At 72.6% G+C, this 17,383-nt stretch carries 17 protein-coding genes; 12 read left to right on the top strand and 5 right to left on the bottom strand.

The genetic code is table 11. From position 1 onward, the window contains the following. Positions 1–151: 151 nt before the first annotated feature. Positions 152–1,774 (bottom strand): malate synthase A, encoded by a 1,623-nt coding sequence (aceB, locus tag ACN9MM_RS31055; RefSeq protein WP_426367024.1) that lies wholly within the window; start codon positions 1,772–1,774, stop codon positions 152–154. A gap of 226 nt (positions 1,775–2,000) precedes the next feature. Further along, complete coding sequence (locus tag ACN9MM_RS31060; RefSeq protein ID WP_426367025.1) at positions 2,001–2,615, bottom strand: nucleotidyltransferase family protein; 615 nt, start codon at positions 2,613–2,615, stop codon at positions 2,001–2,003. A 195-nt stretch (positions 2,616–2,810) separates the two neighbouring features. Here ACN9MM_RS31060 and ACN9MM_RS31065 point away from each other — a divergent pair, with 195 nt between their 5' ends. From ACN9MM_RS31065 to ACN9MM_RS31100, 8 genes are all read left to right on the top strand, one after another. Then, on the top strand, positions 2,811–3,122 hold the full coding sequence (locus ACN9MM_RS31065) for a DUF5955 family protein (RefSeq protein ID WP_382865611.1): 312 nt from the start codon (positions 2,811–2,813) through the stop codon (positions 3,120–3,122). Between the two features lie 135 nt (positions 3,123–3,257). Next, the gene (locus ACN9MM_RS31070) at positions 3,258–5,930 is read left to right on the top strand and encodes a LuxR C-terminal-related transcriptional regulator (RefSeq protein WP_426367026.1); all 2,673 of its coding nucleotides are present in this window, start codon (positions 3,258–3,260) and stop codon (positions 5,928–5,930) included. 156 nt (positions 5,931–6,086) lie between these two features. Then, positions 6,087–7,718, top strand: coding sequence for an MFS transporter (locus ACN9MM_RS31075; protein ID WP_426367027.1), 1,632 nt, complete (start codon positions 6,087–6,089; stop codon positions 7,716–7,718). Positions 7,719–7,837: 119 nt separating this feature from the next. Beyond that, a complete protein-coding gene (locus tag ACN9MM_RS31080) occupies positions 7,838–8,035 on the top strand; it encodes a hypothetical protein (protein WP_382865940.1) in 198 nt (65 codons plus the stop codon). A gap of 46 nt (positions 8,036–8,081) precedes the next feature. Then, positions 8,082–8,549: an SHOCT domain-containing protein gene (locus ACN9MM_RS31085; RefSeq protein ID WP_426367028.1), complete on the top strand. Its 468-nt coding sequence runs from the start codon at positions 8,082–8,084 to the stop codon at positions 8,547–8,549. A 32-nt stretch (positions 8,550–8,581) separates the two neighbouring features. After that, positions 8,582–9,022 (top strand): DUF7144 family membrane protein, encoded by a 441-nt coding sequence (locus ACN9MM_RS31090; RefSeq protein WP_426367029.1) that lies wholly within the window; start codon positions 8,582–8,584, stop codon positions 9,020–9,022. Beyond that, a complete protein-coding gene (locus ACN9MM_RS31095; RefSeq protein ID WP_426367030.1) occupies positions 9,019–9,603 on the top strand; it encodes an amphi-Trp domain-containing protein in 585 nt (194 codons plus the stop codon). Before ACN9MM_RS31090 ends, ACN9MM_RS31095 begins: the two co-directional genes overlap by 4 nt. Positions 9,604–9,731: 128 nt before the next feature. Beyond that, positions 9,732–9,956, top strand: a complete 225-nt coding sequence (locus tag ACN9MM_RS31100; protein WP_426367031.1) for a hypothetical protein — start codon at positions 9,732–9,734, stop codon at positions 9,954–9,956. Here the strand turns inward: ACN9MM_RS31100 and ACN9MM_RS31105 are convergent. Continuing rightward, positions 9,946–10,572: a response regulator gene (locus tag ACN9MM_RS31105; RefSeq protein ID WP_382865596.1), complete on the bottom strand. Its 627-nt coding sequence runs from the start codon at positions 10,570–10,572 to the stop codon at positions 9,946–9,948. The genes ACN9MM_RS31100 and ACN9MM_RS31105 overlap by 11 nt on opposite strands. A 3-nt stretch (positions 10,573–10,575) precedes the next feature. Further along, positions 10,576–11,748: a histidine kinase gene (locus ACN9MM_RS31110; protein WP_426367032.1), complete on the bottom strand. Its 1,173-nt coding sequence runs from the start codon at positions 11,746–11,748 to the stop codon at positions 10,576–10,578. 112 nt (positions 11,749–11,860) lie between these two features. Here ACN9MM_RS31110 and ACN9MM_RS31115 point away from each other — a divergent pair, with 112 nt between their 5' ends. Beyond that, entirely contained in the window at positions 11,861–12,937 is a 1,077-nt protein-coding gene (locus ACN9MM_RS31115) for an ABC transporter permease (protein ID WP_426367033.1), read from the top strand. Beyond that, positions 12,934–13,614, top strand: a complete 681-nt coding sequence (locus ACN9MM_RS31120) for an ABC transporter ATP-binding protein (protein WP_426367034.1) — start codon at positions 12,934–12,936, stop codon at positions 13,612–13,614. Before ACN9MM_RS31115 ends, ACN9MM_RS31120 begins: the two co-directional genes overlap by 4 nt. An 87-nt stretch (positions 13,615–13,701) precedes the next feature. Here ACN9MM_RS31120 and ACN9MM_RS31125 read toward each other — a convergent pair whose 3' ends face one another. Continuing rightward, the gene (locus ACN9MM_RS31125; RefSeq protein WP_352022189.1) at positions 13,702–14,511 is read right to left on the bottom strand and encodes an IclR family transcriptional regulator; all 810 of its coding nucleotides are present in this window, start codon (positions 14,509–14,511) and stop codon (positions 13,702–13,704) included. Between the two features lie 328 nt (positions 14,512–14,839). Here ACN9MM_RS31125 and allB point away from each other — a divergent pair, with 328 nt between their 5' ends. Together allB and alc are read left to right on the top strand one after the other, a co-directional pair. Next, complete coding sequence (gene allB, locus ACN9MM_RS31130; protein ID WP_426367035.1) at positions 14,840–16,174, top strand: allantoinase AllB; 1,335 nt, start codon at positions 14,840–14,842, stop codon at positions 16,172–16,174. Position 16,175: 1 nt separating this feature from the next. After that, on the top strand, positions 16,176–17,291 hold the full coding sequence (alc, locus tag ACN9MM_RS31135) for an allantoicase (protein WP_426367036.1): 1,116 nt from the start codon (positions 16,176–16,178) through the stop codon (positions 17,289–17,291). Positions 17,292–17,383 lie beyond the last annotated feature (92 nt).

The following is a 17,383-nucleotide window of genomic DNA, read 5'->3' on the forward strand; positions in this document are numbered from 1 at the left end:
CCGCTAGGTAGCTGCATATCTCGGTTCCGTCACGTCACCTGTGCCCCGACCGGGAACGGACAGGGCTCCGCCCCCGGTGCTGTGCGACACCGGGGGCGGAGCCCTGTTCAGGAGGTGTGCGGCCGCTGTGCGGTCGGCCGACGGGGGTGCGTCAGCCGACCAGCTGCTCGTACGCGGGGAGGGTCAGGAAGTCCGCGTAGTCCGCGTCCAGGGAGACGTGCAGGAGCAGGTCGTGGGCCTGCTGCCACTTTCCGGACGCGAAGGCCTCCTCGCCGATCTCGGCGCGGATCGCAGCGAGTTCCTCGGCGGCGACCTTGCGGGCGAGCTCGGGGGTGGCCGTCTCGCCGTTCTCGAAGACGACCCCGGCGTTGATCCACTGCCAGATCTGGGAGCGGGAGATCTCGGCGGTGGCCGCGTCCTCCATCAGGTTGAAGATGGCGACGGCGCCGAGGCCGCGCAGCCACGCCTCGATGTAGCGGATGCCGACCTGGACGGCGCTCACGAGGCCGTCGTACGTGGGCTTCGCGTCCAGCGAGTCGATCGCGATGAGGTCGCCAGGGGCCACCGAGACGTCCTCGCGGAGCCGGTCCTTCTGGTTGGGCCTGTCGCCGAGGACGGCGTCGAAGGAGGCCATCGCGATCGGGACCAGGTCGGGGTGGGCGACCCAGGAGCCGTCGAAGCCGTCGCCGGCCTCGCGGTCCTTGTCGGCCTTGACCTTCTCGAAGGCCACCTTGTTGACCTCGGCGTCCTTGCGGGACGGGATGAACGCCGCCATGCCGCCGATCGCGTGCGCGCCGCGCTTGTGGCAGGTGCGCACGAGGAGTTCGGTGTACGCGCGCATGAACGGGGCCGTCATCGTGACCGCGTTGCGGTCCGGCAGGACGAACTTGGCTCCGCCGTCACGGAAGTTCTTGACGATGGAGAAGAGGTAGTCCCAGCGGCCCGCGTTCAGTCCGGCGGCGTGGTCGCGGAGCTCGTAGAGGATCTCCTCCATCTCGTACGCGGCCGTGATGGTCTCGATGAGGACCGTGGCGCGGACGGTGCCCTGCGGGATGCCGACGTAGTCCTGGGCGAAGACGAAGATGTCGTTCCAGAGGCGGGCCTCCAGGTGCGACTCGGTCTTCGGGAGGTAGAAGTACGGGCCCTTGCCGAGGTCGATCAGACGCTGGGCGTTGTGGAAGAAGTAGAGACCGAAGTCGACGAGCGCGCCGGGCACCGGGCGTCCGTCGAAGGTGAGGTGACGCTCCTCCAGGTGCCAGCCGCGCGGCCGCATGACGACCGTGGCGAGCTGGTCGGCCGGCTTGAGCGCGTACGACTTGCCGGACCTCGGGTCCGTGAAGTCGATCTTCTGGGTGTACGCGTCGATCAGGTTGACCTGGCCGGTGACGACGTTCTCCCAGGTCGGCGCGGAGGCGTCCTCGAAGTCGGCGAGCCAGACCTTCGCGCCGGAGTTGAGCGCGTTGATCGTCATCTTGCGGTCGGTCGGGCCGGTGATCTCGACACGGCGGTCGTTCAGGGCCGCCGGGGCCGGCGCGACCTTCCAGGAGTCGTCGGCGCGGATCGCGGCGGTCTCCGGAAGGAAGTCCAGGGTGGACGTACGGGCGATCTCGGCGCGACGCTCCGCTCGGCGGGCGAGGAGCTCGTCCCTACGCGGGGTGAACCGCCGGTGCAGTTCGGCGACGAAGGCCAGGGCGGCCTCGGTGAGCACCTCCTCCTGACGCGGGAGGGGCTCGGCATCGACGACGGCCAGGGGGGACGGCGCTGGTGCGGACATGAACTGTCACTTCCTTCAGCGGACTTCACGGGCGGTGCCAGGCGGCCGCCGGGCGTCGCGGGACGGCACGCAGTGCCGCAGGCGCCGAGATACGGCCGCGAGCGCCTTCTGAACGAGCAGGCGCTTCTGAACAGTGGATACTAGTTTCCTCATGGTGGAAGTTCAATGGTTTGTTGATGTCGAGATTCTCCGGATCGACAGAACATGGCGCTCGGTGCCAGGCCCTTCACTCCAGGTGGGAAAGATCCGCCTCCGTGTCGATGTCGTAGGGCTCGGCCACATCCGAACAGTCCACCGGGGTGATCGCATCCCGGTGCGCCGCCAGGTAGTCCCGCGCACCCCGGTCGCCCACCGCCGCCTCCGCGATGCCCGCCCAGTGCCCGGCGCCGAACAGCACCGGATGGCCGCGCACCCCGTCGTACGAGGCGGCCGCCAGTGCGTCCCGCGAGTCGTACGCCGCCCGGACCCGGGCCACGGCCTCCGCCCCGATCCCCGGCTGGTCGACCAGCAGGACCAGCGCCGCGTCCACCCCGCGCGGATCGGCGGCCAGCGAGCCGAGCCCCGCCCGCAGAGAGGAACCCATCCCCTCCGCCCACTCCGGGTTGTCCACCAGGACGCACCCGGGCAGCTCCGCCCGCTCCCGTACGAGCTCCGCCGACGCGCCGAGCACCACGTGCACCACCTCGCAGCCGGCCGCGCGCAGCACCCCCACGGCATGTTCGACCAGGGGCCGCCCCCGATGAGTGAGCAGAGCCTTCGGCCGCCCTCCGAGCCTGCGCCCGCCCCCGGCGGCGAGCAGGAGTCCGGCGACGACGGACGTTCGATCTTCAGCAGCTCTCATGGGATCTGCATACCTCATCAGGCGGAATCACACGGTCGCCTGAATTCCCTCCACCGGGGGTGGCGCGCCGGGGTGGCGAAGGAGTTAACTGACCCCCACTCACGGCGCCCGACCGCCGCCCGGGGGGTCGGCTCGGAGTGCTCGGAGTGTTCGTCGTACGGAGTTCTGCGCACAGTGCTGTGCGGGGGGAGAACCATGTTGCGAAGCGTGGGGCAGAGGCGAGTGACCGGCGAGGGCGTGGACCCCAGAGTGGCCGAACTGCGGTCCGCCGTGTCCCGGCTCCGGCGGGAACTGGCCGCGCACCGGGTCGAGTTCACCGACCGTGGCATCGCCGAGGACGAGCTCGCCGCCCTGGACGCCATGGCGCTCAGCGGCGACCCCGAGGTGCGGCGGCTGCGCCGCTCCCTGCTGCTCGTCGCGGGCTCCGTCGGCTCCGTGAGCGCGCTCGCCGAGGGCCTCGCGGGGGTCCGGCGCGCCGTCGAGCTCTTCGGGCCGCCGCAGCCCTGACAGGGGATCTCCGGCCCGGGACCTTCGGGTACCCCGGAGGGGTCCGCACGGCCCTGTGCGGTGGCCGATCCGGGGAGAAGCCTTCCATCCTGGGGGGAAGGGCTCCGCCTCGGCGGACCCGGCCGGAAGGCGGTGATGGACGTGGCGGCCACGGATCGCGACGTTCCGAGGGGCGCCCCGGTCCCCGGCGGCGCGGACCCGCTCGGAGACCCGTTCCTGCGGACGCGATTCGCCCTGCCGGGACGCCCCGGCACGTTCCTGCGCCGCGACCGGCTGGTCGAGCACCTCGGGCAGGCGCTGCTGACCCCGCTGACCGTGGTCAACGGCTCCGCCGGAGCCGGCAAGACCCTCCTGGTCGCCGACTGGGCCGCGCACCTCGGGCGGCCGGTGACCTGGCTCACGCTCGACGCGGCCGTCGAGGGCCCCGGGATGTTCTGGGCACAGCTGCTCCAAGCTCTGAACGCCCACGGCGTACCGGTACCCACCGCCCTCGACCTCCCCGCCGACGCGACCCGGGTCCACCACACGCTCCTGAGCCGCCTCGCCTGGGAACTCGCCGGGCACGACCGGCCCGTGACCGTGGTGATCGACGAGTTCGACCGGATGACCGACCCCGAGGTCGCGCGGCAGCTTGAGTTCGTCCTGCGGCACGCGCGGCCGGGACTGCGCCTCGTCCTCGTCAGCCGTACTGAACCCCTCCTCCCGCTCCACCGCTACCGCCTCGCCGGCGAGATGACCGAGATCCGCGACGCGGACCTGGCCTTCACCATCGAGGAGGCGGTCGACCTCCTGGAGCTGCACGGACTGTCGCTGGCCGCCCCGGTGGCCCGGGCGCTGGTGGAGCGCACCCGGGGATGGGCGGCCGGCCTCCGGCTGAGTGCCCTGGCGGCGCGGTCGAGCCCCGACCCCGAGCTCTACCTGAAGGAGTTCGAGGCGGGACGGGGCACGATCGCCGACTTCCTGCTGGCCGAGGTGCTGGAACGGCAGCCCCCCGAGACCCAGGACCTGCTGCTGCGCATCAGCGTCCTCGACCGCTTCTGCCCCGGCCTCGCGGACGCCCTGACCCAGCGCCGCGACGCCGCCACGATCCTCGCGGAACTCCACCGCCGGAACGCCTTCGTGGAGGACTTCGGGCACGGCTGGTACCGGCTCCATCCGCTGTTCCGGGAGATCCTCCTGGCCCATCTGCGCCGGCGCGCCCCCGGCCTGGAGACCCAGCTGCACCGGAGCGCCGCGCGCTGGCTGCGGCGCTCCGGGACGCTGCCCGAGATGCTGGCCCACGGCGCCGCCGGGCAGGACTGGACGTACCTCGCCCGGGCACTGGTCGAGGATCTGGAGATCGGACGGCTCTTCACCGGCCTGGGCCCGGCGGAGCCCGAGGACTGGTTCGCCGGGATGGACGGGGAGACGCCCGACCCGGCCACGAACCTCGTCCGCGCCGCCTGCGAGCTGTCCCGGTCCGACCTCGACCGGGGCCTGGCGCACCTGCGCCGCGCCGAGGAACAGCTGGCGTCCGGCGGCCGTGACTCCCCGGAGGCCCGGCTGACCTGCGCCCTCCTGGAGGCACTGGCCGGGCGTCTGGCCGGCTCGGCGCGCCTGGCCGAACGGGCCACCCGGTCGGCCCGGCGGCTCATGCCCCGGACGCCCTCCCGGCTTCTCGAGAGACACCCGGAACTCCACGCCCTGCTGCTGACCCACACGGGCTCGTCCGCGCTCTGGGCCGGACGCCTCGACGAGGCGCGGGACGTCCTGACCGCGGTGGCCCGTGGCCCCCGTACGGCGGCCACGGCACTCCCGCGGATGGAGGCGTTCGAACACCTGGCGCTCCTCGACCACCTCGACGGGCGCCCGGGCGCTGCGGAGCGCAAGGTACTCGCGATGACCGCCGAGGCCGAGCGGTACGGCCTGACCCCGCCCCGGGGCTCCGGGCTCGGACAGGTGGTCCTGGCCGCGGTGGCGCTCGGCCGGGACGACGTGGACCGTGCCGAGGCCCTCCTCGCCGGGGCGCCCGCTCCCTGGTCGCCGGACCCGGTGGCGGCCGCGGCCGTCCGCGCCGTCCGCGCCAGTGTGCTGCTGGCCCGCGGGCGGACGGGCGCCGCGCTGGCCGTCGCGGTCCGGCCCGTCCCGGCCGCCGACGCATCGCCCTGGGCACAGGGCACCGCCGCCCTGGTCGTCGCGGACGTCCACCTGGCCGAGGGTCGCCCGGACGCGGCCGTCGAAGCCCTCCGGCAGGCCGCCGTGGACCAGCCGCTGTGCACGATCGCCCTGGCGCGGGCCCACCTCGCCGCCGGAGACCCCGGCACCGCGCTCCGCCTGCTCGACGGGCTCCCGGCCCACGGGCGCTCGGGACCGGGGGTGACCGTACCGGCCGCGCTCGTACGGGCCCGGGCGGCGGCGCTGGACGGAGACCGCGCCACCGTCCGCAGACTGCTCGCGAAGGCCCTCGCCGAGGGCCGCCGCGAGGAGCTCAGGCGCCCCTTCCGGAGCACCGGCCCCTGGATCGACGCGTTCCTGGCGGAACCGTCGCTGCGGGCGCACGCGGCCGGATGGCTCCTTCCCGACCCGCAGGCGCCCCAGGACCCGATCCCGGGCGGCCCCGGGCCGGGAACACCGGTGGAGGAGCTCAGCGAGCGGGAGCACGACGTCCTGGAGCGGCTCGCCCGTGCGATGTCGACCGAGGACATCGCCGCCGACCTGTACGTGTCGGTGAACACGGTGAAGACCCACCTCAAGAGCGTCTACCGGAAGCTGTCGGTGCACCGCCGCAACGACGCCGTCCGCCGCGCCCGCGAACTGGGCCTGCTGTGACCGACCGCCCGCCGACGGGCCACCGGTCCGAGACGGTCGTCACCCGCGGCGGGTGAGGCGGCCCGGGACCCTTTCCGGTGTGATGGCGGGGGAGGGAGTGCCCACCCCCTCCACCGCCGGTGACACCGGCGGTCAAGGTCAGGCGAGGTGGCGACCGTGAGACATTGGCGCGCTCTGATCGTGCTGGGGACGGCCCAGTTCCTCATGGTGCTGGACACCTCCGTCATGAACGTCTCCATCAGCCAGCTGGTCGAGGACTTCGACACCGAGGTGACCGCGATCCAGGCCGTCATCACCCTGTACGCCCTGGTCATGGCCGCCTTCATGCTCATCGGAGGCAGGTTCGGGGACATCCTGGGCCGGCGCCGCGTCTTCCTGATCGGCATGACGGTCTACGGCGTCGGCTCCGCCCTGACCGCCGTCGCGCCCACCCTGGGGGTCCTGGCCCTGGGATGGTCGGTCATCGAGGGGCTCGGCGCCGCACTGGTGCTCCCGTCCATGGCGGCGCTCGTCGCCGAGTCCTACCGGGGCCGCGACCGCTCCGTCGCGTACGGCGTCATCGGCGGCCTGGCCGGGGCCGGCATCGCGGTCGGTCCGCTGCTCGGCGGCTGGGTGACGACGTACCTCACCTGGCGCCTCGTCTTCGCGGGCGAGGTCGTGGTGGTGCTGGCCGTGCTCCTCTTCCAGGGGGCGATCCCGAAGCAGCCCCCGGCGGGCCGCCGTCCCGGCCTGGACGCCGTCGGCGCCGTGCTGTCGGCGGTCGGCCTGGGTCTCGGCGTGCTCGGCGTGCTCCAGAGCAGCACCTGGGGATGGGTGCAGCCGAGGAACCCGCCCTTCACGGTCTTCGGCTTCGCCCCCACGCTGTTCGTGGTCGGCGCCGGCGTCGTGGTCCTGTACTTCTTCCGGGTGTGGGAGGAGCGGCGGGAGGCCCGCGGTGACGACCCCCTGGTCCATCTGGCCCTGTTCCGCAGACCGGACCTGACCTCGGGGCTGATGAGCCTGCTGAGCCAGAACCTCATCCTGCTGGGGCTGTTCTTCACGATCCCGCTGTACCTGCAGGTGGTGCAGGGGCTGGACGCCTTCGAGACCGGACTGAGGCTCCTACCGGTCTCCGTCACCATGCTCGTGGCCTCCCTGGGCGGCGCGAGGCTCGGGCGCAGGGCGGGCCCGCGGCGGGTCGTGCGCCTGGCCCTGGTGGTGCTGCTCGTCTCCATCGGCTGGCTCGTCGCCACCATCGACGCCGAGCTCGACGACGCCCAGTTCTTCTGGGCCATGGCGCTCCTCGGCCTGGGCATCGGGCTGCTCGCCTCCCAGCTCGGCAACGTCGTCCAGTCGAGCGCGGGGGACGAGGAGCGCAGCGAGGTCGGCGGCCTGCAGTTCACCGCCCAGAACCTGGGGTCCGCACTGGGCACGGCCCTCATCGGCTCGCTGCTGATCGGAGCCCTGGCCCAGGCCTTCACGACCCAGGTCGAACAGGACCCGCGGCTCTCGGACGCGGCCCGGCAGCAGACGAGCGTCGCCCTGGAGGCGGGGATCAACTTCGTCTCGACCGACCAGGTCCACGCGGCGGCGCAGGACGCGGGGCTCCCGCCGCACGAGGTGGAGGCCGTCACCGACGCTTACGCCTCGGCCCAGCTGGACGGGCTCAAGGCGGCCGTCCTCGCGACCGGGGGCATCACGCTGGCGAGCTTCCTGGTGACGCGCGGCCTGCCCGGCGCCGGCGGGACCGGCGGCGAGGGCCGCGACCGGGACGCCTCGGACCCCACCCCGCCGGAGCCGGGATCCTGACTCACCCGTGCGGGGTGAGGCGGGCGGGGCCGCTGAGGTGCAGCATCGAGGCAAGGCCACGACCGGCCGGAAGCAACGGCACGACCGACCAGGTGACCGTCACCCCGGGAGGACACGCCATGCAGTACGAGATCCGCGTCGACGGACTCATGTCGGAGACGCTGATCGGATCGTTCCCCGAGCTGGAGCACGTGATGATCTCCGGCCAGACGCTGCTGTACGGCCCGCTGGTGGACGAGGCTCACCTGTACGGCCTGCTGGCCCGCTTCCAGTCGCTCGGACTGCACGTGGTGGAACTGCGGCGGCTGCCGGAGTGACCGCCGTGGATCCCGGCACGAGAAGGACCCGGAACGGAGCACGGACATGGACACACCGATCTACCTCGCCTACGACTACCCGCTGCTGAGCGCCTTCTGGACCATGCTGTGGTTCTTCCTGTGGATCCTGTGGTTCATCCTGCTCTTCCGGATCATCGGCGACATCTTCCGGGACCACAGCATGGGTGGCTGGGGCAAGGCCGGATGGCTGGCGTTCGTCATCCTGCTGCCCTTCCTCGGCGTGCTGGTCTACGTCATCGCCAGGGGCAAGGAGATGGGCCACCGGGAGCTCGAGCACGCGGTCAAGAAGCAGGAGGCGTTCGACTCCTACGTCCGCGAGACCGCCGGCGGCGGAGCCCGTCCCAGCCACGCCGACGAACTCTCCCGGCTCTCCGACCTCCGCAACCGGGGCGACATCACCGAGGAGGAGTTCCGCAAGGCCAAGGACATGGTTCTCAACGACGGCACCCCGGCCAAGCCCGCCGACACCGGCACCACCACGCCCCGTCAGTGAGACGGGCCCGGGAAGCGAAAGGAGAGACCGAGATGACCAGCACCAACAGCGGTCACGTGTCATCGGCGAAGCAAGCGTGGGCCGGAGGCCTGCGGATGTTCGCCGCCGTCATGCTCGCCCTCGCCGGCCTGCTCGGCATCTTCCGGGGGATCATGGCCATCGCCAAGGACGACGTCTTCGTCAGCACGCCCAACTACGTCTTCCAGTTCGACCTCACCGGCTGGGGATGGATCCATCTCTGCCTCGGCATCGTCGCGCTGCTCGTCAGCTTCGGGCTCTTCGGGGCGGCGGCCTGGGCGCGGTACACCGGCGTGGGCATCGCCGCGCTCGTCATCATCGCCAACTTCCTGTCGCTGCCGTACTACCCGTGGTGGTCCGTCATCATGATCGCGATGTCCGGATTCATCATCTGGGCCCTGTGCGTCGACCGTGGTGACGCCATGGGCGGCCCCGGCACGGGGAGGCAGTCGTGAGCGACCTGAAGTTCGAGCAGAAGAGCTCGATGTCCCGGGCCGAGGCCGCGGCCCAGCTCGAATCGCTCGCCGCCGCACTCAGGGCGGGTGAGGACGCCGAGCTCCGGGTGGGGCCGGGTGTGCTGAGCCTGAAGGTCCCCGAGACGCTCCGCGCCGAGGTGGAGTTCGAGGTCGAGGACGGCGAGATCGAGCTGGAGATCGAGCTGAAGTGGCGGATCGACGGCAAGCCGGAGGCGCCCGCGCTGAAGAAGGCGGAGGCGAGGAAGGCCGAGGTGAAGAAGCCCCCGGCGAAGAAGCCTGAGGCGAAGAAGCCCCCGGCGAAGAAGCCTGAGGTGAAGAAGCCCCCGGCGAAGAAGCCTGAGGTGAAGAAGCCCCCGGCCAAGAAGCCTGAGGTGAAGAAGCCTGAGGTGAAGAAGCCCGAGGCCAAGAAGCCCGAGGCCAAGAAGCCCGAGGCCAAGAAGCCCGAGGTCAAGGAGCCCCCCGCCAAGAAGGCTCCGGCCAAGAAGTCGCCCGTCACGAAGCCCGCCCCCAAGAAGCCCGCGTCCGCCTCGTCCGGGCGCACCGCCGAGAAGTCCGCGTGAGCCGGGAGTACCCCGGGCGTACCCGGGGGCCCGAGTGCTTCGAGTTCACCCGCTTGACCTGGCCGCCGTGCCGGTGCCGCCCGGCACGCGTTGGGTGGGACCCGGACCCCCGGAGAACGGAACCTGCCATGTACGAGATGCACATCGCGCCCGACCACTCCAGCGGACTTCCGGTCTGGCACGTGATCGCCAAGGAGGCGCTCAGCAGCCTCTGCGGTCAGAGCGTCGACCGCGCCGCGGACGGAACGCCGACGGACCGGCACTGCCTGCCGTGCATGCGGTCCCTCCAGGAGCTGATGGGGGCCAGGACCGCCTCGTCGGCCGAGGTCCGGACGGACGGGCTCACCGCCTGATCAGCCGCCGCGCCGTCGCCGCCGCCACCGCCGCCGTGCGCGAGTCCACGCCCAGCTTCGCGAAGATGTGCACCAGGTGGGACTTCACCGTGGCCTGGCTGAGGAACAGGGCCTTGCTGATCTGCTGGTTCGACAAGCCCTCGCCCACCAGCTGGAGGACCTCCAGCTCGCGTTTGGTCAGGGCCTCCGCCGGCGTCCGCATCCGGTCCATCAGCCGGTGCGCCACCGCCGGCGCGAGGGCCGACTGCCCGGCCGCCGCCGTCCGGACCGCCGCCGCCAGTTCCTCCGGCGGCGCGTCCTTCAGGAGGTAGCCGGAGGCGCCCGCCTCCACCGCCGCCAGGATGTCCGCGTCCGTGTCGTACGTCGTCAGGACCAGCACCTTCGGCCCGCCGGGCGCCGCCGTGATCGCCGCCGTCGCCTCCGAGCCGTGCATCCCGGACCCGAACTGGAGGTCCATCAGGACCACGTCCACGTCCCCCGCCGCGGCCAGCTCCACGGCCCGTTCGGCCGTGGCGGCCTCCGCGACCACGGCGAAGTCCGGCTCGGTGTCGAGGACCGCGCGCAGGCCCGCCCGTACCACCGGGTGGTCGTCGGCGAGGAGAAGTCGGATGGTCATGCTTCAGGCTCCTGCGGGGAGAGGGAGGGAGACGGCGACGGCGGTGCCCTGGCCGGGCGCCGACTCGACGGTGAACGTGCCGCCCAGCGACTCCGCCCGCGAGCGCATCGCCGGAAGCCCGAAACCGCCGTCGGAGGAGGGGCGTACGGAAGCGGGGTCGAAGCCCTGGCCGTCGTCGACCACGTCCAGGGTCACCGACGCGTCCATGAACGACAGGGTGATCTCCGCCCGCGAGGCCGAGGCGTGCCGCACCGTGTTCGCGAGCGCCGACTGCGCGATGCGGAGGAGCGCCACCTCGTACGGGGTCGGCAGCTCGGCCGGCGTCCCGCTCACCGAGAACCGCACCCGCGGCCCCGCCCCCGGGGCAACTTCGGCGACCGGCTCGCAGAGCCGCTCCAGGGCCGCGGCGAGGGAGCCGTGCTCCAGGTCCGGCGGCGACAGCGCCCGGACGAACCGCCGCGCCTCCGCCAGGTTGTCCTGGGCCGCCTCGCGGGCGCGGCCGATGTGCCCCGCGGCGGGGGAGTCCGGCGGGAGGACCCGCTCGGCCGCCCGCAGCAGCAGCTGGATCGAGGACAGGCCCTGCGCGAGCGTGTCGTGGATCTCCCGGGCGAGCCGCTCCCGCTCGGCGAGCGTCCCCGCGTGCCGCTCCGCCGCGGCCAGCTCCGCCCGCGTCTCGATCAGCTCCTCGATGAGCCGGCGCCGCCGCTCGCTCTCCCGGTACAGGGCCTGGTAGCCGAGGACCGTCGCCACGGCGACCGCCGCACCGAGCAGCGGCCCGATGAACACCCCCGGGTTGAGCGCGGCGCCGTGTCCCACGTACGAGAGGATCGCCGCGCCCGCCGTCAGGACCACGGCCGGCAGCGACCAGCGGGTGGGCAGCAGGTGCAGCTGGAGGAAGTACAGCGGGAACGCCAGCCAGAGGGCCTCCGGTGTGAGCCAGAGCAGCGCGAGCCAGGACACTCCCAGGACCGCCAGCCAGACGGCGGCGGCCCGCTGCGAGCCCCGCACGGACGGCAGGTACGAGCCGGCCGCGTAGACCGCGCCCATGAGCACCGCCGCGACCGTCCCGCCGGCCGAGTCCGCCCGTACCGCCGCCAGGACGAGCAGGCCCGCCATGAGGAGGTGGAGGCAGAGGCGCAGCGCGCGCAGGGCGGGGGTGAGAGAGCGGGGATCCATGGTCCCACCAGCGTAGACACCGGGAGACAATCCGGACTCAACCGAAAGTTTGATTGCGGAGCCATCCGTGGCGCGATGCCCGCGGGGCGCCTCGCGGACCACTCTGGTCAGCATGTTCGTGGCATGGAGAGACCTGAGATTCGCCAAGGGGCGTTTCACCCTCATGGGCACGGTGATCGTGCTGATCACCCTGCTGGTGGGTTTGCTGTCCGGGCTGACCGCCGGACTCGCGCGAGAGAACATCTCGGCGATCACCGGTCTGCCCGCCGACCGGCTGGCGTTCGCGGCACCGCCGTCCGGGCAGTCGGCCTCCTTCACCAACTCGACGGTGACGGAGGAGCAGTGGCGCGGTTGGGCCGGCCGGCCCGGGGTGACGGAGGCCGATCCGCTCGGCATCCGTACCCTCAACGCCGCCGCCGGGGACCGCACCGCGGCCGTCTCCGCGTTCGGTTCGGAGCCGCACGCGGGCCTCGCCCCCGGGGCCGTCGGCGCGGGCAGGGCGGTCCTGTCCGAGTCGGCGGCGGAGGAGCTCGCCGTGGGCGCCGGCGACACCGTCCGCCTCGGCTCGCTGGAGGTCACTGTCTCCGCGGTCTCCGGCGACGCCTCGTACAGCCACACGCCCGTGGTGTGGACCTCCCTCGACGACTGGCAGAGGCTCGGCCACAGCGGGACCACCCCGGAGGAGCAGGCCACCGTCATCGCGCTGAGCGGCGACGGCGTCGACTGGGCGGCCGGCGACAAGGCCGCCGGCACCGAGGCGCGCACCCTCGACGGCGCCCTCACCGCCATAGGGTCCTACCAGGCCGAGAACGGTTCGCTGCAGCTCATGCGCGGCTTCCTCTTCGCCATCTCCGCGCTCGTCATAGGAGCGTTCTTCACCGTCTGGACCATCCAGCGCAGCGGTGACGTCGCCGTCCTCAAGGCGCTCGGCGCCTCCACCCCGTACCTCCTCAAGGACGCCCTCGGGCAGGCCGTCCTCATGCTCACCGCCGGGACCCTGCTCGGCACCGGGCTCGCGGTCGGCATCGGCGCCCTCGTCAGCGGCGGGAACGTGCCCTTCGTCCTGGAGCCGCTCACCGTCCTCGGACCGGCCGCCGTGATCGTCGTCCTCGGCGTCCTCGGCGCCGCCCTGTCCATCCGGCGGATCACCGCCGTCGACCCCCTCACCGCCCTCGGGAGCGCCCGATGAGCCTCGTCCTCGACGCCGTCACCCTCACCTACCCCGACGGCGACGGCCGGCTCACCGCCCTCGACGCCGTCTCCCTCACCGTCCCCGCCGGTACGCTCACGGCCGTCGTCGGCCCGTCCGGCTCCGGCAAGTCCAGCCTCCTCGCCGTCGCCGCCACCCTGGTGACGCCGGACGAGGGGCGGGTCGTCGTCGCCGGTACGGACACGGGCGGGCTCACGGCCGCCGCCAAGGCGGAGCTGCGCCGGGAGCACATCGGGATCGTGTTCCAGCAGCCGAACCTGCTGCCCTCGCTGAGCGTGGTGGAGCAGCTCCAGGTGATGGCCCATCTGTCCGGGCGCGCGCCGAAGGAGGTGCGGGGCCGGGCCATGGACCTGCTCGGCGCGGTCGGCCTCGCGGACCAGGCGCACCGGCGGCCGCACCAGCTGTCGGGCGGTCAGCGGCAGCGCGTGAACATCGCGCGGGCGCTGATGAACGAGCCGTCCGTGCTCCTGGTCGACGAGCCGACGAGCGCCCTGGACCACGAGCGGGGGGCGGCGGTCATGGACCTCCTCGCCACGCTGACGGCGGAGCGCGGGACGGCGACGGTCCTGGTCACCCACGACCGCACGCACCTGGCCCGCACGGACCACACGGTGACGGTCCAGGACGGCCGCCTGACGGAGTCGGTACGGGCCTGAGGGCCGCCGCGGGGTCACGAGAACGGCCGGGCGCGCACCACCACGGGTGGTGTGCGCCCGGCCGTTCTCGCAGCTGGGGGGCCGGCCTCAGCCCTGGCCGTTGCCCGAGGTGTTCGCCAGGGCCGCCGACAGCTCGCGGGCGACCTCCTGGAGGATCGGGACGATCTTCTCCGTAGCCGCCTCGGTGACCCGGCCCGCCGGGCCCGAGATGGAGATGGCCGCCGCGGTGGGGGAGTCGGGGACGGAGACCGCGAGGCAGCGGACTCCTATCTCCTGCTCGTTGTCGTCGACCGCGTAGCCCGTCTCACGGACCGCGACGAGCGCGTCGAGGAAGCCGTCCGGGGTGGTGATGGTCTTCTCGGTCGCGGCCGGCATGCCGGTTCGGGCGAGCAGCGCCCGCACCTCCTCCGCCGGCGTGTGTGCGAGGAGGGCCTTGCCGACGCCGGTCGAGTGCGGCAGGACCCGGCGGCCGACCTCGGTGAACATACGCATCGAGTGCTTGGACGGCACCTGCGCCACGTACACGATCTCGTCGCCGTCGAGCAGCGCCATGTTCGCGGTCTCGCCGGTCTCCTCGACGAGCCGCGCCAGGTAGGGGCGGGCCCAGGTGCCGAGGAGGCGGGAGGCGGACTCGCCGAGCCGGATGAGCCGGGGGCCGAGCGCGTACCGGCGGTTGGGCTGCTGGCGCACGTAGCCGCAGGCGACGAGCGTGCGCATGAGCCGGTGGATGGTGGGGAGCGGGAGTCCGCTGCTGGCGGAGAGCTCGCTCAGCCCGACCTCGCCCCCGGCGTCGGCCATCCGCTCCAGGAGGTCGAAGGCGCGCTCGAGGGACTGGACGCCTCCGCTCGCGGCGGCGGGCTTGGCGGCGTCGGTGGTGCTGGCGCTGGACGTCGGCACGGCAACGGTCCTTTCGGGGCAGGCGGGCAAGGCAGCAGCCTACCGGGCCGTCCGCCGGGGCACACGGTCCCGGTGTCGGCGTCAGCGCCGGTCAGGGGGTGTTTGTCCGGTGTCGGTGACGGCCCGGAGCGGTCCGGGTCTGGCCCGCATGTACGGAGCTACGTTCTACTGTACGGAATTTCCATTCCACTTTGTGGAAACCTCTAAGTCGGGTCCATCGGCGGCGGATGCTGGAAGTGTGCCCTTGACGACCCGTCGCCCGGAAGTGAAGACTCCTTTTCAACAGTTCGTTGAATTTCCCGCTGAAGTGCTTGAAGAAGGGGTACGGGTGGACGTCAACCTGGTCCTGCGCTCGACACGCGTCATCACCCCCGAGGGGACGCGCCCGGCGTCGATCGCCGTCTCGGGTGGGACGATCGCGGCCGTGCTGCCGTACGACGCGGAGGTGCCGGCCGGTGCCCGGCTGGAGGACGTCGGTGACGACGTGGTCCTGCCCGGTCTGGTCGACACGCACGTGCACGTGAACGACCCGGGGCGCACCGAGTGGGAGGGCTTCTGGACGGCCACCCGGGCGGCGGCGGCCGGTGGCATCACGACGCTGCTGGACATGCCGCTGAACTCGCTGCCGCCGACCACCACGGTGGGCAACCTGCGGGTCAAGCAGGAGGTGGCGCGCGGCAAGGCGCACATCGACGTGGGTTTCTGGGGCGGTGCCCTGCCGGACAACGTCAAGGACCTGCGGCCCCTGCACGACGCGGGCGTCTTCGGCTTCAAGTGCTTCCTGTCGCCGTCGGGGGTGGAGGAGTTCCCCCTGCTCGACCAGGACCAGCTGGCCACCTCGCTGGCGGAGATCTCCGGCTTCGGCGGGCTGATGATCGTGCACGCGGAGGACCCGCACCACCTGGAGGCGGCTCCGCAGCGGTCGGGCGGCGCGTACGCCGACTTCCTCGCCTCGCGTCCTCGGGACGCGGAGAACACGGCGATCGAGAACCTGATCAACCAGGCCCGCCGGCTGGACGCCCGGGTGCACGTGCTGCACCTGTCGTCCTCGGACGCGCTGCCGCTGATCGCCGCGGCGAAGGCGGAGGGCGTCAAGGTCACGGTGGAGTCGTGTCCGCACTTCCTCACGCTGACCGCGGAGGAGATCCCGGACGGCGCCACCGAGTTCAAGTGCTGCCCGCCGATCCGTGAGGCCGTCAACCAGGACGCGTTGTGGCAGGGGCTGGCGGACGGCACGATCGACTGCATCGTCTCCGACCACTCCCCGTCCACGGCCGATCTGAAGACGCCGGACTTCGCCTCGGCCTGGGGCGGCATTTCCTCCCTCCAGCTGGGTCTGCCCGCGATCTGGACCGAGGCGCGTCGTCGTGGGTTCGACCTGACGGACGTGGTGCGCTGGATGTCCGAGGCCCCGGCCCGCCTCGCGGGTCTGGACCGCAAGGGTGCGATCGAGGCCGGCCGGGACGCCGACTTCGCGGTCCTCGACCCGGAGGCCGCCTTCACCGTGGACCCGGCGGAGCTCCAGCACCGCAACCGGATCACCGCTTACGCGGGCAAGACCCTCAGCGGCGTCGTCACCTCCACCTGGCTGCGCGGCGAGAAGATCGCCGACCGCGGCACCCTCGCCGAACCCTCCGGCCGCCTCCTCGAAAGGAACAACTGACGTGTCGTCCATACCCAGCTTCACCGGTGATGCCAGCCCCTACGGCGGCGGCGACCCGTACGCCGACTACCGGACGGCCGACTTCCCCTTCACCCAGTACGCGGACCTCGCGGACCGGCGCCTGGGCGCGGGCGTCATCGCGGCCAACGACGAGTTCTTCGCCGAGCGCGAGAACCTGCTGAAGCCCGAGGCCGCCGAGTTCGACCCCGAGCACTTCGGCCACAAGGGCAAGATCATGGACGGCTGGGAGACCCGCCGCCGCCGTGGTGTCTCGGCCCAGCAGCCGCACCCCACCGAGGACGACCACGACTGGGCGCTGGTACGCCTCGGCGCGCCCGGCGTCGTCCGCGGCATCGTCCTCGACACCGCCCACTTCCGCGGCAACTACCCGCAGGCCGTCTCCGTCGAGGCGACCTCCGTGGCCGGCTCGCCCTCGCCCGAGGAGCTGCTCGCCGACGACGTGAAGTGGACGACGCTCGTCCCGCGCACCGCGGTCGGCGGCCACGCCGCCAACGGCTTCGCCGTCGACGTCGAGCAGCGCTTCACGCACCTGCGCGTCAACCAGCACCCGGACGGCGGCATCGCCCGCCTCCGCGTCTACGGCGAGGTCGCCCCGGACCCGGCCTGGCTGGGCGTCCTCGGCACCTTCGACCTCGCCGCCCTGGAGAACGGCGGTCAGGTCGAAGACGCCTCGGACCGCTTCTACTCCCCGGCCACCAACACCATCCAGCCGGGCCGCTCGCGCAAGATGGACGACGGCTGGGAGACCCGCCGCCGCCGCGACAAGGGCAACGACTGGATCCGCTACGGCCTGGTCGCCGAGTCCGAGATCCGCGCCGTCGAGATCGACACCGCCTACCTCAAGGGCAACAGCGCGGGCTGGGCCGCCCTCTCCGTCGCGGCCGAGGGCTCGGAGGAGTGGACCGAGATCCTGCCCCGGACCCGCCTCCAGCCCGACACCAACCACCGGTTCGTACTCGACACCCCGGCGGTCGGCTCCCGCGTCCGGATCGACATCTACCCGGACGGCGGCATCTCCCGCCTCCGTCTCTTCGGCTCCCTCACGGAGGCCGGTACGGCGCGGCTGACCGCCCGCCACCAGGAGATCGGCGGCTAGCCGGCTCCTCCACCGACTGGGCGGGTACGACACCCCGCCCGGCCCGCGAGGGCGCACCGACCCGACAGCACCGGTGCGCCCTCGCGCAATCG

Origin of the sequence: Streptomyces sp. E-08, from assembly GCF_049913095.1 — a bacterium.
Lineage (GTDB): Bacteria > Actinomycetota > Actinomycetes > Streptomycetales > Streptomycetaceae > Streptomyces.